Source organism: Mucilaginibacter aureus, assembly GCF_053514885.1.
On record NZ_CP170601.1, the window covers coordinates 1,316,509 to 1,331,028 of the forward strand.

The window sequence follows — 14,520 nt, forward strand, 5'->3', positions numbered from 1 at the left end:
ATTCTGCAATAATTTAGGCGTGATTTTGCGATTATAATAATTATTCTTTTAGGATAATTAGTTAACAATTTTTTAACCTGAAAATCGCTGCGACGAAATGTTTTTATGCAAAAAAGCCCTCTACCCAACCGGTAGAAGGCCCATCAAATTATCAATCAAACAAACTCTTTTTAGGGTATTTTAAAGCCTAACCCTATTTGCCATACCTGGTTACGGTATTGCGGGGTTTGGCTGGTTTCGTCGGCATTGTTTTGTTGCAGGTCGATGGTATAACGTGCGCGGAGGTCAACATTACTGCCCAAATCGATATTTAAACCTAAAACGCCGTCGATAAGGCTTTTACGGAACCGGTTTGAGTCGTCCTCATAATGTTGCTGCTGCACGGTCGAAAAACCATTACTGAAAGTATTGGTAGTTGACATCAGGAATGATATCTGCGGACCAACGATAATACCAAACCCCGGGGCCACTTTTAATTTGGCCAGCAATGGCGCATCAATAAAGTTGGTGCGCTGGTTAAACTCACCCGATGTAGTGTGCGCCTTGTAACCTTTAGTAGAATACAAAATTTCAGGGTCGAAAGACAACGGACCGATCAGATGAATGTCCATCGTTACACCGGCATTAAACCCGGTTCGGTAATCGGTTGTAAAATTAGGGTCGTCGGTTTTAATGATGTTCGAGAAGTTTACACCGCCCGCCACACCAAATTTGATCTGTGCGTTTACGGCACCTGCAAACAGCAGGCCCGCAGCTAAAAATATAATTTTTTTCATTTTTCTTTTTCATGTAGTTTGCCGTGTATTGAAATAAACATGCCAATTAATACTTAGCTAAACAGTTTATAGGCTTTAAATCATTTAAGTGATGATTTACTGGTGTTTGTCAGTTCAGGCCGGCTTGCTGACAAACAAATTCAAGCCCCTGTTTCTGTATAGTTTTAAATACACTTTTTTCTGATACCAAAGCAAAGAGGTTTAAATTACCGGCTGTTAATGCCTAAATTATCGCCGTAATTAATAGTTTTGTTTTATGATCAATCCTCTTAAATCTGCCTTGTTTATTTTGTTATGTAGTGCCTGTATACACGCATCGGCACAAGCGCCGGCTTTTACGCAGCCTACAGATCAGCAAACACATTGGGTAGATTCGGTTTTTAAAAAATTGAGTAAACGACAAAAGATAGCTCAGCTATTTATGGTTAGGGTTTACAGCAACCAAACCAAAGCGTTCGACGATTCGATTGCCCGGTTGATCAAAAAAGAAAAAATTGGCGGTATCGTATTCTTTCAGGGCGGGCCGGTGCGGCAGGCCAATTTTATTAACCGGTATCAAAAGGTAAGCAAGGTGCCTTTGCTCACCGCAATAGATGGCGAATGGGGTTTGGGTATGCGGCTGGATTCGACCATATCTTATCCTTACCAGATGACTTTGGGCGCCATACAGGATAATACCTTACTGTATAAAATGGGGCTGCTGGTTGCCCGCGATTTTAAACGCCTTGGCCTGCAAATGAATTTCGGGCCCGATATGGATGTAAACAACAATCCCAATAATCCGGTTATCGGTTTCCGCTCGTTTGGCGATAATAAATATAATGTGGCCGAAAAAGGCATCGCTTATATGAAAGGTATGCAGGATGGCGGCATCCTCACCACGGCCAAACACTTCCCGGGCCATGGCGATACGGATGTGGATTCGCATTATGATCTGCCGCAATTGCCATTCAGCCGCCAAAGGCTTGATTCGCTGGAAGAATATCCTTTTCGGGAAGCCATTAAAGCGGGGCTGAGCGGTGTAATGGTTGCGCATATGAATATCCCGGCTTTGGATAGCACCAAACATCTGCCTTCAACTTTATCCAGGCCCATCATTACCGGGATACTGAAAGATTCGCTGGCATTTAAAGGTTTGGTTGTTTCGGATGCGATGGGCATGAAAGGCGTGGTAAAATACTTCCCCAACGGCGAAGCGGATGTACGCGCGCTGATAGCCGGTAACGATATCCTCGAACTATCAGAAAATTCAAAACGCGCCGTTAAAATGGTAAAAAAGGCCGTTCGCAAGAAGCAAATAGATAAAGAGGAATTGTATGCCCGTGTAAAAAAGGTGCTGGCGGCTAAATATTGGGCGGGATTAAACCATGTAGAGCCTGTGCAAACGGCTAATTTAATTGCCGACCTGAACCAGCCCGACGCCAAAGCCTTAGTACAACAATTAACCGACGCGGCTATTACCCAGTTAACCAACAATCCCGATAGAACCCCTATTGACCTGACTAAAAAAACTGCATTGGTTGCCATTGGCCCAACAGATACCACTCTTTTTCAACGCGAGCTGGCCAAAAAGTTCACCAATAGCAAGGCGCTTTTTGTGGCTAAAAACACCAGCGATACCGTAACGTTAAATAGCCTGCTCCGCCAGTTGAAGGATTACGACCAGGTTATTATAGGCGTGCACGATACCCGGCTGCGTCCGGCAAGCAGGCTTGATTTTAGCAGCAATGTAAAACTGCTGATAGCCGAATTAGCCGCACAGCCCAACAGCATGATCGCGGTTTTTGCCAACCCATATACCATAGCGGGTTTGCCCGGGATAGAAAAATGCAGCATGTTGCTAATGGGGTACCAAAAAAGCGACGAGATGCAGCGTTCGGCAATCAAAGTAATAACAGGTGAGTTAAAGCCTGCCGGGAAACTACCGGTAAATGTAAACGCGTTTTTTGCGGCCGGAACTGCGCAGGTTTATAACCAGTAACGGCTTATCACTTACATTTGCTATCTTCACTTAACCAAACCGAAATCAAGATGAAGAAACTTTACTTTCTGATGCTGTTATTTCTTTCGCAGTTAGCTTTCGCACAGAAAACTTATATCCAATGCGGCAAACTGATCGACGGGATAGCCAATACGGCGCAAACCAAAGTAACTTTAATTATTGAAGGTAATACCATTACCGATATTAAAAGCGGATATATAACCGGGGGCGCTGCCGATAAAGTGATAGATCTGCAAAACAAAACAGTAATGCCCGGGCTGATCGATTGCCATGTGCACCTGGAAGGCCAGGGCAGCAAAAATTCGATTGTAGAGGGGTTTACCTTAACCGATGCTGATGTGGCTTACCAGGCTTCGGTATATGCTAAAAGAACATTGATGGCCGGCTTTACCACTGTGCGCGATCTGGGCGGCAGCGGCGTCAACATCAGCCTGCGTAAAGCCATAGCCCGCGGTATGGTTGACGGGCCGCGTATTATTACCGCAGGCCGGGCCATATCGGCAAGCGGCGGCCACATGGATGGCTCTGTTGGTTTTCGGGATGACGCTTTCAACCATAAATTCGGGCCGGATGACGGGGTTGCCGATGGCCGCGACGAGTTGATCAAAGCCGTACGTTTACAGGTTAAGCGGGGCTCGGATGTGATCAAGATAGCCTCGACCGGGGGCGTGCTCGATCTGAGTGAAAATGGCTCGGGAGCCGAATTTAGTATTGATGAGATCAAAGCCGTGGTTGAAACAGCTAAAGATTACGGTTTGAAAGTTGCCTGTCACGCTCACGGCGCCGAAGGCATCCGCCGGGCGATATTGGGTGGCGTTGCCTCCATTGAGCACGGCACGTTTATGAACGACGAGGATATAGAGCTGGCAAAAAAATACGGCACTTACCTGGTACCAACCATCATTGCCGGGAAATCAGTTTCAGATTCGGCCAGGATCCCCGGATTCTTCCCTCCGGTTATCACGCGTAAAGCGATGGAGGTTGGGCCGATGATACAGGCAAACTTTGGCCGGGCATATAAAGCGGGGGTAAAAATTGCTTTTGGCACCGATGCCGGTGTATATGCCCATGGCAAAAACTATATGGAATTTCAATACATGGTTGAAGCAGGCATGCCTCCTATGGAAGCCATTAAAGCAGCAACCACCAGCGCTGCCGATCTGTTAGGCATCAGCGAAAAAACAGGCAGTATCAGCAAAGGCAAACTGGCCGATATTGTTGCCGTTGACGGCGACCCTTTACAGGATATCAAAACCATGAAAAACGTGGTTTTTGTGATGAAGGAAGGGAAAGTTTATAAGAAGTGAAGATAAACCCTGTTGGGGAGTTAACGCTTCTTTTATTTTAATCTACAAACAGGTAACTCCTCCGGAGTTAAGATACTCAATTGATCAACCTGCCCGTTATATCTACATTCCTCGCAAACGGATTAATATACAAGTTAGCCAACACAGCAAATTCCCGCCGGGTTACGGGTTTATTCAGATCATAAACCGAGGTAAACTTAAACCTGCTTTGCCAGTATTTTTTAACATTACGCTGCAAGGTTTCCGGGTCGCTCAGAGACATTTCGCTGATCAGGGATAACAGGTTACCTACCGTAAAATTTTCGGCAGGTTTGGTTTTGTTGAACCATAAAAACGAGCGGGCGTAGATCTCCAGCAACACCGGTTTGATCTCTTCTGTTTTCACGATCGAATCAGGCAAAAAGTAAGTAGCAGCCGACCTGCCTTTGGTTACCTGTACGCCTTTCAGTAAACCGGTGGCACCAATTTGCTGTATCGACCTGAAATACGGATCATCGTGCTTAACATCCACAAAAGGCATAAGGTAAGCGTCAAAACGGATCAGCTCTTTCTGCACTTCGCGCACGTTGATCTTTTTGGTAGTGGTTTTATAAAAGGCACAAAACGCGGCTACGGTACCCGCACCCTGTCCTACCGTCATTTGCACGGATGGGTAAAACGTACTGGCGTTAACCAGGTGGGTTGTAGACATGGCCTTTTCGGTAACCAGCAGGTTTTCCAAGTCGCGAACAATAACCGCACCCAGTGGTATACTGTAGCCAGGCATTGGCGGGTAAGTTATCTTAGGCGCGTTACTCGCAGCTGAGTAATGCTGACCGGGAGTGGCATCGCCTACGGCGATAGAAGTGCGGTAAAGTTTTGAAGCCCTGTCATAAGGCGTAAAAATATCGCCCGTAACCATCCTGATCTGTCCCTGGGCGCGGCGTGCTTCACGGATGTAAGGTATCATCGGCAGCCTGTCCTTTGTCGGGAATTCCTGAAAATCGGGCGCCAGGTTTTTAAAGCCCAGTTCGGTTTCCAGATAGTAGATCAACCCTAACGTTTGCAACCTGCATTTTTTATAAAATTCGTCGCGCTGTTCCGGCTCAAGGTCATCCATGGTTACAGGGAAGCTATTGGTGCATTCGCCCCATTTGATCATATACTTATCGTTAGGCAACTTGCCATCGGCCAGCATTTTTTTAATGTCCTTCCCTTTCAGGCAGCTGTATAACGATGGATCGTAACCTTCGGGCTTAGCAATGGTACGATCGGCAATGTGGCCATAGTCTTTTAAAACAGCTATCCAGGTTACCTCCTCAATCAGTGGCGAAGCTTCATCAACACCTATAGGTTCGCCGGTTGTTTTTTTACTGTCAAAACCAATGTCAAACTTAGCCCCGGCTTTGTCGGCTACATCGGCGGTTTCGGTAGCATCTATTACCACCCGTGCCGAAATGATATTGGTTACTCCCTTTTCGGTAATGGCAACTTCCCAAAGCTCACCGTTCTTTTTGATGCTTGTCCACCGCGTATTAAGCTTTACTGTTAAGCGTTTTACGGTGTCGGTTATCTTTTTCAGGATGGCAGCGCCGGTATAAGGTTCAAAGCGCAGTGTGGCATTGGCTGTGGTATCATAACCCGGCGTATTTTTATAAAACCTGATGACGTGTTTGCGAAACTCGCCCCAGATACCCGAAGGCAGGTTGCGGTTGGCATCAACTATACAGTTGGCGCCGGCAGTAAGGCTGCCACCTAACCAGGGGCCCTGTTCAACTATGATGGTTTGTACACCGCTTCGCGCGGCCTGTATCCCGGCTGATACACCGCTGGCACTACCGCCTATAACCAGTACATCTGTTTTGATAGTTTCCTGGGCGTGTGCCCCTAAATATGCTGATATTAAAACGAGTAAGAATAACTTTTTAACCATTACGATTTTTATAACGACTGTAAAACGCTAAATTAGGGCAAAGCTTATTAAACGCAATTAAAATTGCCCCTTGAGCACTAAAAATCTGAAAATACACATAAAAGCCTGATCATGATCAAACATTCTGCTAAAAAGTATTTAAGCCTGGCATTGGCGTGCAGCCTGAGCTTTGTTTTGGGTGCATTTGTATGGCATGCTGCCGAAACGAACCCGATTACCGTTGATGTTGTTAAAGAAGCACAAAAGATAATCGGTATGGAATTTAGCCAGCCGCAGGCCGACTCGATGCTGAACCACCTGAAGGGCCAGGTAGATACGTACCATGCCCTGCGTAAGCTTAACTTACCCAACAGCGCCGTGCCTGCTTTAAACTTTAACCCGGTTCCGGTGGGGTTTATCAATCCCGATAAGGTTAACGGTTTTACCCTTGCAAAAGCAACACCGGTTAAGTTACCTGCTGATAAAAACGAACTGGCCTTTTACTCCATCGGGCAATTGGCCGAATTGATCCGCACCAAACAAATTACTTCGGTTGAACTGACCACTTTCTTTTTAGACAGGCTGAAAAAGTACGATGGCAAGCTTTTATTTGTGGTGAACCTAACCGAAGAGCACGCGCTTAAACAGGCGGCTAAAGCCGATGCCGAAATTAAGGCCGGCAGGTACAAGGGCGTATTACATGGTATACCCTTCGGGGCGAAGGACCTGCTATCATCGGCCGATTCTAAAACAACTTTTGGCGCAGGGCCCTACAAAGAACAAAAACTGGGCATCGACGCCACGGTAGTGAAACGCCTTGAAGATGCGGGCGCGGTGCTGATAGCCAAACTAACCCTGGGCGAACTGGCCAACGGCGACGTATGGTTCGGCGGACAAACGCGCAACCCCTGGGACATTACACGTGGTTCGAGCGGCTCATCGGCCGGACCTGCCTCGGCAGTTGCTGCGGGTTGTATGCCTTTCGCTATCGGATCGGAAACCCTGGGCTCTATCGTATCGCCATCAACCGAATGCGGCGATACAGGTTTGCGCCCGTCATTCGGTCGCGTAAGCAAATACGGCGCCATGGCCTTAAGCTGGAGCATGGATAAGCTTGGCCCTATTGCCCGCAATGTGGAAGACGATGCCATTGTTTTTAATGCCATACAAGGCACCGACCGTAACGACCTGAGCACTATTGCTGCCCCCTTCAACTACAATGGCAATGTTAAGGACTTGAAAGGATGGAAGATCGGTTACTTAAAAGCGTCCTTTGATAATCTGCGCACCCAAAACCATGTGAACGACTCGCTGACACTGGTTAAATTAAAAGAGCTTGGCGCTGAACTGATCCCGGTAGAGCAACCTCAAATGCCATTAGGTGTGATGAATTTTATATTGAACACAGAAGCAGGCGCCGCTTTCCAGGAGTTGGTTTTAAACCATAAGGACGATATGCTTGTACTGCAGCGCAGAGGCGCATGGCCAAACAATTTTCGCGCGGCGCAGTTTATACCTGCGGTTGAGTACATTAACGCCCAACGTGCCCGCACTGTTTTGATACAGCAATGGTACGAGCAATTAAAAGGGCTCGATCTGTATATAGCGCCATCATTCAGCGCTAATTTAACGCTCACCAATTTAACCGGTAACCCCTGTGTGGTGTTGCCTAATGGCTTAAACCGCCGTGGCCTGCCAGCCAGTATTACTTTTATGGGGCAGTTGTTTGGCGAAGGAAAAATGCTGGAAGCCGCTAAAATTTACCAGGATGCGACAGATTTTAACAAAAAACATCCTACTTTAAATTTTTAACTTTTAATAAACCATGAGCAACGAACCACTGGACCGCGCCAAATACCCGATAGGGAAATTTAAAGCGCCGGCATCATACACTCAGCAGGATATGCTGCACTGGATAGCCGAGATCAAAGCGTTACCGGCCAAAATGCGTAAGGCTGTAATGACCCTGACCGAAAAGCAACTGGACACCCCGTACCGTACCGGGGGCTGGACCATCCGCCAGGTTGTTCACCATACTGCCGACAGTCATTTGAATGCTTTTGCCCGGTTTAAATTTGCACTAACCGAAGATAATCCCACCATTAAACCTTATGAAGAAGCCGACTGGGCGTTATTTGCCGATTCGAAATTGCCGGTTGAGCCTGCACTGCGCATGCTGGAAGGCATGCACCAACGCTGGACAGCTTTAATGGAGGGACTGACCGAGGACCAGTGGAGCCGTGCCTATTTCCACCCGGCCAATAACGAGAGCACACCTTTGCGTAAAGCATTAGGCATGTATGCCTGGCATGGTAACCACCACCTGGCACATATTGAAAATACTGATTTTTAAAGATACGGGATACCGTTGTTTAGGTAAATTTATTATTTTTATTACCTAAACCAACCTGCTCGCAATGCAACGCAAACCTGTCCTGATCATAGCCGCTATCGCGGTAATCGGTATTTGTGCCTTTTTATTTGTCCGGGGAAAGTATTTAGTCAAACCTAAAGATACAGAAGTTATTGCCTTCCTTGATGGGTTTAATGCCGATGTAAACGCGGGCGATCCCGATAGCCTGTTTAAATATTTTGATAGCCACCGAAAGGCAAAAACATTAAACCATTTACTTAATTTAATGTGTAATAAAACAGGGTCTGACGGAAATAAGCCCTTGTTTTATGTTAGCCTTGATACCCATCAAAGTGAGATCAAACTCATTAATGCCGAAATTGTAGAAGCAAAAGTGCCTGTACAATTCACCGAAAAGATCAATAGCGGCAATGTGAGGCAAACAATCTTATTGCTTAGGTTGAGAAAAGTATCGGCAGGTGTTTTTAAAATTACCAGGATTGACGGACGTGTATTTTATAAAGATTATATTGCTTATGAAAACGACATAAGGCCAATAGACAATTCTATTACTTACAGCCCCGAAACACTTGAAGCTTTTAAAAAGGCTGAACAGCTGAAATCGAAATACGACACTGTTGTTTGGTTCCATCACCTTAATCAAAAAACTTATTATTATGTAGTTAAGGGAGGCTGGAAGCACTTTTATTACTCCTATGAAAATGGGGAAAAAGCAAAAGACACCTACAAAATGGGGCTTGTTGATCCGGATCTGAAAGAGATCATACCGGTTGAGTACGACCTTGTGCACAACGTTGGCGGTACCATAGCCGGTATGATAGAGGTTGAAAAGGGTGATAAACGCGGCCTCTATAATCTTACCGGGAAAATTATGGTGCCCGTTACCTACGACCAGATAATGCCGCTAAAAGAGGGTGATAACCTGGCCGTTTTGCGTAATGGCGACGACTATTTTTATCTGAAAAAAGATACTACAATTACCGATAAAATTACCAATCTGGATATTTCGGCAATGCTGCGAAAAACGAAATGGTATGGAGATTCGTACGATATGGCTAAGATCTCAAAAAATGATGTGATGGAGTATAACTCGAAAGATGAATATGCCAGCATTATGCTGCCACCATCGTACCTGGTTGACTGGAATGTGCAACCGCACCTTATCAACCTGCCCAACCCGCTTAGAAAAGCAACAGACGAGATGATGGGCATGAGCTCATCGTACGAAATAACTTTTGAGCAATATAAAACACAAGGCAGTTGGTACGAAACCATTTTCAACACGATTAAAGACAATTATGTTGATGCCAGATCGGGTTTGTATGAACACCGGAATGTGGTGATGGTTGATAAAAAGCACAATCAGATTGTTGGGTATGATATCAATACAGATAACTCGCGCGATGTAGAAGGAGGAACACTTTCGGGCACATGTAATGAACTAACTTTCCGCGCCGTAAATGATAGTTTGTTTGAGCTCAAAACAACTGCATTTATTGGGATGGATATGAAAAACGGAAAGTTTTTAAGCGAAGCGCCTGCCTATCATTACCTCTATGTAAACGGCAACAAATTACGCGAATATCCAACCGGCCGTTTGTTTAATTTTACCAGGTATGTTAAAATGGATGAAAGTTATTTACACGGATGCTTTGTTTATAACGATAAGCCCATGGGTTATGTGAGCGATGAACTACTGCAATACATGAAGAACGAGATATTTGCCGAGTACAATTACAAATTTAAAAATCAGAAGTGGGTTGACATGTTCGAAAACAGGTTTAACCGTTATAATGCTACCTTGCGCGATGACGTTAGCGACTCACTTACCGCAATTGATACATACAATATAGCGTGGATTAACAAAAAGCTTAAAACCAGTAAAATCAACACTTCAAGGAGTGCCGAATAACCGTGATGTATAAGTTTCTGAGGTATTGGGCATTCGTTCTCATATTCATACTAAGCATCAGTGTAATTCAATATTGCAATTTCAGAACGGATACCGGCTTCCTGCAACTCAAGCAATTTGCCGTTAAAACGGGATGGTACCTGCCTGCATTTTACGCGCATATATTCGGCAGCAGTGTGATACTCATCGTTGGCTTTTTACAATTCTCCAAACGGGTTTACAGCAACCGTGCACTACACCGCAAATTGGGCAAAGTTTATGTTATTGGTGTACTCTTCTTTTCCGCACCAGGAGCTTATGTAATGACCATGTTCATCAACCGGGGCACGGGGCCGTTCATTTCGTTTTTACTGCAAAATACACTATGGATAATTTTCACCGTAGCAGCCTGGTATTACGCCAAAAATGTACAAATACCACAGCACGTAAAAATGATGCGCCGTAGCTATTCGCTGGCCTTTGCGGCCGTTACGCTTAGGTTTTATATCTATTTGCTCCATATCTTTGGCCCGGGCGTAAACTTTGCACACAACTATCTTATTATTGCTTTTTTAAGCTGGGTACCCAATTTGATATTGGTTGAGATCATTAATTATCATGACAGAGGCGATATATTTAGTAGTTGATAATAACCGCGATCCCATTGATCCAAGGGCTTTTTTTTTAGTGCTTGGCGGGTTCATTTTGTTGATCTACGTGATCATCCGGATGATCAATGCCGGCTATTTTGAAAAAAAGCCGTCGGATGCCTGGGAGGGCCTGCCGAACGAGGGCTCGCGAAAAACCCTGTTTTACTATGTTTATTGTTTGGAAGTTGCCGTTGTTGCTGCCCAGTTAACGGCTTTTAAAGTTATGATCGCCCCACCAAAAATGATCAATGGCGATTCGGTGGATAATGGGTTCAGCTACATCTGGTTCGGGCTTTCGATCTTCCTGTTATTTGGCGGCCTGCTCAACTCGTTCATGATCAAAACCGACAGTAGTTTTAGCGACTACCCCTACCTGCGTTATATTATGAGGGTTTGGATAACCAACATCCTGGTGTCGCCCCTCATCCTCACCATCATTTTAGTATCAAAGGATATCGTATCGTCGGGCATTCCCACCATAATCGGCACTTACCTGTTCGGCGTTCTAACCGGCAACGGTTTTGGTATGCTCGGCTTTGCGGTTTTTGCCTATAACGTACATCATCTAAGTATACTGGGCCTATCTGAACACCGAAAGAAGTTGAAAATATTTATCACCACCCAATTGCTTATTCTGGTTACAACTATTGTTTTCTCCTTTAAAAGCACACTGGGTTTAAACTGGTTTTGGACATGGTTACCCTATGCCCTGGTTACCGGCTTTTGTGTATGGTACTACAAACTCGAAAAACCTATCCCTGTTGAAGATGCCATTGTTGTTGAAGACGAATTTGAGTAACAGGAAATAGCATAAGCCCTGTAACCCATTACACCATCTACACATCAAAATCTACTTTTTCAACGTTTCGTTAAACAGCTTATAGATCCGGCTGTACTCGTCCGTCCAGCTGCTGGCTTGCACAAAGCCATGATCTTCAACCGGGAAAACGGCCAGCTCCCAGTTTTGCTTATGCAGTTCGATCAAACGCTGGCTCAAACGCACAATATCCTGGAAGTTCACGTTCTGATCAACCATACCATGGCACATCAGTAACCTGCCCTTTAAGCCCTCGGCAAAATAAATAGGCGAGCTTAGTTTATAGGCGTTCTCGTCATTATAAGGCTCGTTCAAAATATTGGCGGTATAGCCGTGGTTGTAATGCGCCCAGTCGGTAACGCTGCGCAATCCCGCGCCGGCTGCAAAAACATCGGGTTGTGTAAACATGGCCATCAAGGTCATAAAACCACCGTAGCTGCCGCCGTAAATACCCACATTTTTAGGGTTAACGCCATATTTTTCAACCAATAGTTTTACCGCGTCTACATGGTCGCTCAGGTCCTTGCCGCCCATATGCCGGTAAATGCCAGTGCGGATATCGCGACCATAGCCCGCGCTGCCGGTATAATCAATTTCCAAAACGGTATAACCGTTATCGGCCAACAGGTTATTGAACAGGTACTCGTGCGTGTATGATGTGCTCCATTTGTACATCACATCCTGCAGGTAGCCTGCGCCATGTACAAAAACCACTGCCGGGTGCGATGGGGCCGGATTTGCAGGTGTATAAACCCGTGCATAGATATCCGTTCCGTAACGGTTTTTAAGGGTAAATATCTCCGGAGTTCGCCATGCGTACGATTTAAATTCGACTGTGGTTGAGGTGGTTACCTGTACCGGTTTGGCACCGGGCTTATTGGCTTGCACATATAGCTCGTAAGGCTTATCGGTATACGAATAACGGATGGCCAGCCATTTTTCATCGGGCGAAAGCTCAACCTCGTTACCGCCTTTCATGGTGGTTAGTTTTACAGGTGCACCGCCGGTAACCGGCATGCGGTAAAAATCGGTAACGCCGGGGTGCTCCATATTGGCGGTAAAATAAAAGCTCTTTTTATCTTCAGATAATTTGAGGGTTTGCACTTCCCATTTGCCGTTGGTAAGCTGTTTCTTTTCGCCTGTAGCTACATCAACTACGTAAATATGTGAGTAACCGCTTGCCTCGCTTTGGAAGTAGAAATGCTGGTTATCCAGCCAGCCGGTGCTGCCGCCGCCAAAACTGTTAATGCCGGGGCCGCCTATCCAGGCTTCGTCGCGCTGGCGGTCGAGCAGACTTAGTTTGCCTGTTTCGGCATCCAATTTCATTATCCAGCGGTCTTTATAATCCTGCGCGTTAACTATGACCACGGCGTATTTACCGTCGGCGTTCCATGAGGCGGCACCTATGTTAACTTTCCGGTCTTCGTTACGGACCCGGCGCTCTTCCAGTTGTTTGGGGTAATCTTTTACATAATCGGGCAGGTCTTTAATGCCAGGTATCTCTTTGGTGCTGATGGCGTAAACGGTATCACGCTGCAGGTCGTACACAAAACTTTCGGATGTGGGTTGCGGCGCGCCAACCTTGGTACGGTTGGCAATATCTTCGGTATAGCCCGATGCGGTTACGTAGTTTGGTACGATGCCTGATTTTGCCCCATCGGCAGCTTTAACCAAAGTATAGGTTACATACCGGCCATCCGGCGAACGCTGCAAACCACGGATCTGTTTATCGTCCACACCGATCTCGCGCATTGGCTTTACCTGCATCTCCTTGCGTTCGGCAGTACTTAACTTATCATTTTTATCCTTTTCCCTCAACACCTCAAACAGCTCGGTTTGTTCAGCCTTGAGCCAGTTATCCTGTTTATTACCCGCGGTTTGTTCGGTCACCACATTCGTGCGGCCGCCGCCGTTACCTCCCCCTGTTCCGCGGCCACCGCCGCCTGTACCATTGCCACCTCTTCGTCCCGCCAATGCGGGAGTAGCCGCAGGTGCTGCAGCAGCGTTATGGGTAAAATTGGTCAGTTGGGTCAGTTCGCCGCCGTTAAGCGTTATCGAATACAGGTTTTCGCTTTTAGTAAACACGATCTTACTATCGCTGTCGCTAAACACGGGATTGCTTTCGCGATCTGCAGTTTTAGTTAGTTGCGTTGATATCCCTGTTTTAGCATCGAGTAAAAACAGGTCGCCATTTTTTTCATAAACCTTTATGGTGTGTTTAGCGTTCCAGCTGCCGCTGTTTGGGCGCATGTTTTTGCGCTCGTCCAAACTTACCTTTTCGGGTTTCAGGTTTGTTGGCGTAACGGAATATAAGACATCGCGCCCGGCGGTATCGGGCTTCCAGTTAAAGTAGATCTTTTTACCATCATCGCTCCAGTTCACATTGGTTGGCGATACCCCTATCCATTTAGGGTCGCGCATAATTTTTTCGATAGTGAGCGGGCCAAGCGTTTGCGCCAATGCCGGTGTACAGGCAGCAAACAAAAAGAAGGTAAAAATTCTTTTCATGCAGTGATCATTGTTTAGGGTCAGTTTTTAACGCTGCAATTTAGTATTAAATGCGGTAATAAGTTAGATAGGCAATTCAGTTTTCATATTTGTTACAATATGGCAACGCTGCAAACACTCCCTAACCCTATGGAGGGGAAACTTTTGAATGTAGATCTTATATTACCAGATCCGCAACCAAAAACCTGAAGACATCGGTATTCTTCGGTATTTCTTAGTAATATTTTAGTGCCTGATTATCAAATTTGCAATCAACAAATCTCCATGCGTCATTGCGAGGGACGAAGCAATCTCTATGTTATGC

General features: G+C 45.8%; 10 protein-coding genes. 7 read left to right on the top strand and 3 right to left on the bottom strand.

The window, feature by feature from the left end; genetic code table 11:
• Positions 1 to 170: 170 nt before the first annotated feature.
• The gene (locus ACFGVR_RS05530) at positions 171 to 776 is read right to left on the bottom strand and encodes a porin family protein (protein WP_448701665.1); all 606 of its coding nucleotides are present in this window, start codon (positions 774 to 776) and stop codon (positions 171 to 173) included.
• A gap of 256 nt (positions 777 to 1,032) precedes the next feature.
• Here ACFGVR_RS05530 and ACFGVR_RS05535 point away from each other — a divergent pair, with 256 nt between their 5' ends.
• Positions 1,033 to 2,757, top strand: a complete 1,725-nt coding sequence (locus tag ACFGVR_RS05535; RefSeq protein ID WP_448701666.1) for a glycoside hydrolase family 3 protein — start codon at positions 1,033 to 1,035, stop codon at positions 2,755 to 2,757.
• Positions 2,758 to 2,807: 50 nt separating this feature from the next.
• Positions 2,808 to 4,085, top strand: coding sequence for an amidohydrolase family protein (locus ACFGVR_RS05540; RefSeq protein WP_448701667.1), 1,278 nt, complete (start codon positions 2,808 to 2,810; stop codon positions 4,083 to 4,085).
• Between the two features lie 76 nt (positions 4,086 to 4,161).
• On the opposite strand, the gene ACFGVR_RS05545 is transcribed toward ACFGVR_RS05540, so the two are convergent.
• A complete protein-coding gene (locus tag ACFGVR_RS05545; RefSeq protein WP_448701669.1) occupies positions 4,162 to 5,997 on the bottom strand; it encodes an FAD-dependent oxidoreductase in 1,836 nt (611 codons plus the stop codon).
• Between the two features lie 111 nt (positions 5,998 to 6,108).
• Here ACFGVR_RS05545 and ACFGVR_RS05550 point away from each other — a divergent pair, with 111 nt between their 5' ends.
• The 5 genes from ACFGVR_RS05550 to ACFGVR_RS05570 all read left to right on the top strand — a co-directional run bounded on the left by ACFGVR_RS05550 (position 6,109) and on the right by ACFGVR_RS05570 (position 11,690).
• On the top strand, positions 6,109 to 7,788 hold the full coding sequence (locus ACFGVR_RS05550) for an amidase (protein WP_448701671.1): 1,680 nt from the start codon (positions 6,109 to 6,111) through the stop codon (positions 7,786 to 7,788).
• Between the two features lie 13 nt (positions 7,789 to 7,801).
• A complete protein-coding gene (locus ACFGVR_RS05555) occupies positions 7,802 to 8,329 on the top strand; it encodes a YfiT family bacillithiol transferase (protein WP_448701672.1) in 528 nt (175 codons plus the stop codon).
• Positions 8,330 to 8,393: 64 nt separating this feature from the next.
• Positions 8,394 to 10,262: a WG repeat-containing protein gene (locus ACFGVR_RS05560; RefSeq protein WP_448701674.1), complete on the top strand. Its 1,869-nt coding sequence runs from the start codon at positions 8,394 to 8,396 to the stop codon at positions 10,260 to 10,262.
• A gap of 5 nt (positions 10,263 to 10,267) precedes the next feature.
• Entirely contained in the window at positions 10,268 to 10,888 is a 621-nt protein-coding gene (locus tag ACFGVR_RS05565; protein WP_448701676.1) for a DUF2306 domain-containing protein, read from the top strand.
• Positions 10,860 to 11,690 (top strand): hypothetical protein, encoded by an 831-nt coding sequence (locus ACFGVR_RS05570; RefSeq protein ID WP_448701678.1) that lies wholly within the window; start codon positions 10,860 to 10,862, stop codon positions 11,688 to 11,690. The genes ACFGVR_RS05565 and ACFGVR_RS05570 overlap by 29 nt, the downstream gene beginning before the upstream one ends.
• Before the next feature lie 51 nt (positions 11,691 to 11,741).
• On the opposite strand, the gene ACFGVR_RS05575 is transcribed toward ACFGVR_RS05570, so the two are convergent.
• On the bottom strand, positions 11,742 to 14,216 hold the full coding sequence (locus ACFGVR_RS05575; protein WP_448701680.1) for an alpha/beta fold hydrolase: 2,475 nt from the start codon (positions 14,214 to 14,216) through the stop codon (positions 11,742 to 11,744).
• Positions 14,217 to 14,520 lie beyond the last annotated feature (304 nt).

Excerpts from the sequence above, each read along its gene's own strand:
- ACFGVR_RS05560 (WP_448701674.1), top strand. The coding sequence starts at position 8,394 with ATGCAACGCAAACCTGTCCTGATCATAGCCGCTATCGCGGTAATCGGT.
- ACFGVR_RS05575 (WP_448701680.1), bottom strand. The coding sequence starts at position 14,216 with ATGAAAAGAATTTTTACCTTCTTTTTGTTTGCTGCCTGTACACCGGCA.
- ACFGVR_RS05550 (WP_448701671.1), top strand. The coding sequence starts at position 6,109 with ATGATCAAACATTCTGCTAAAAAGTATTTAAGCCTGGCATTGGCGTGC.
- ACFGVR_RS05530 (WP_448701665.1), bottom strand. The coding sequence starts at position 776 with ATGAAAAAAATTATATTTTTAGCTGCGGGCCTGCTGTTTGCAGGTGCC.
- ACFGVR_RS05570 (WP_448701678.1), top strand. The coding sequence starts at position 10,860 with ATGACAGAGGCGATATATTTAGTAGTTGATAATAACCGCGATCCCATT.
- ACFGVR_RS05565 (WP_448701676.1), top strand. The coding sequence starts at position 10,268 with ATGTATAAGTTTCTGAGGTATTGGGCATTCGTTCTCATATTCATACTA.
- ACFGVR_RS05555 (WP_448701672.1), top strand. The coding sequence starts at position 7,802 with ATGAGCAACGAACCACTGGACCGCGCCAAATACCCGATAGGGAAATTT.
- ACFGVR_RS05545 (WP_448701669.1), bottom strand. The coding sequence starts at position 5,997 with ATGGTTAAAAAGTTATTCTTACTCGTTTTAATATCAGCATATTTAGGG.
- ACFGVR_RS05540 (WP_448701667.1), top strand. The coding sequence starts at position 2,808 with ATGAAGAAACTTTACTTTCTGATGCTGTTATTTCTTTCGCAGTTAGCT.
- ACFGVR_RS05535 (WP_448701666.1), top strand. The coding sequence starts at position 1,033 with ATGATCAATCCTCTTAAATCTGCCTTGTTTATTTTGTTATGTAGTGCC.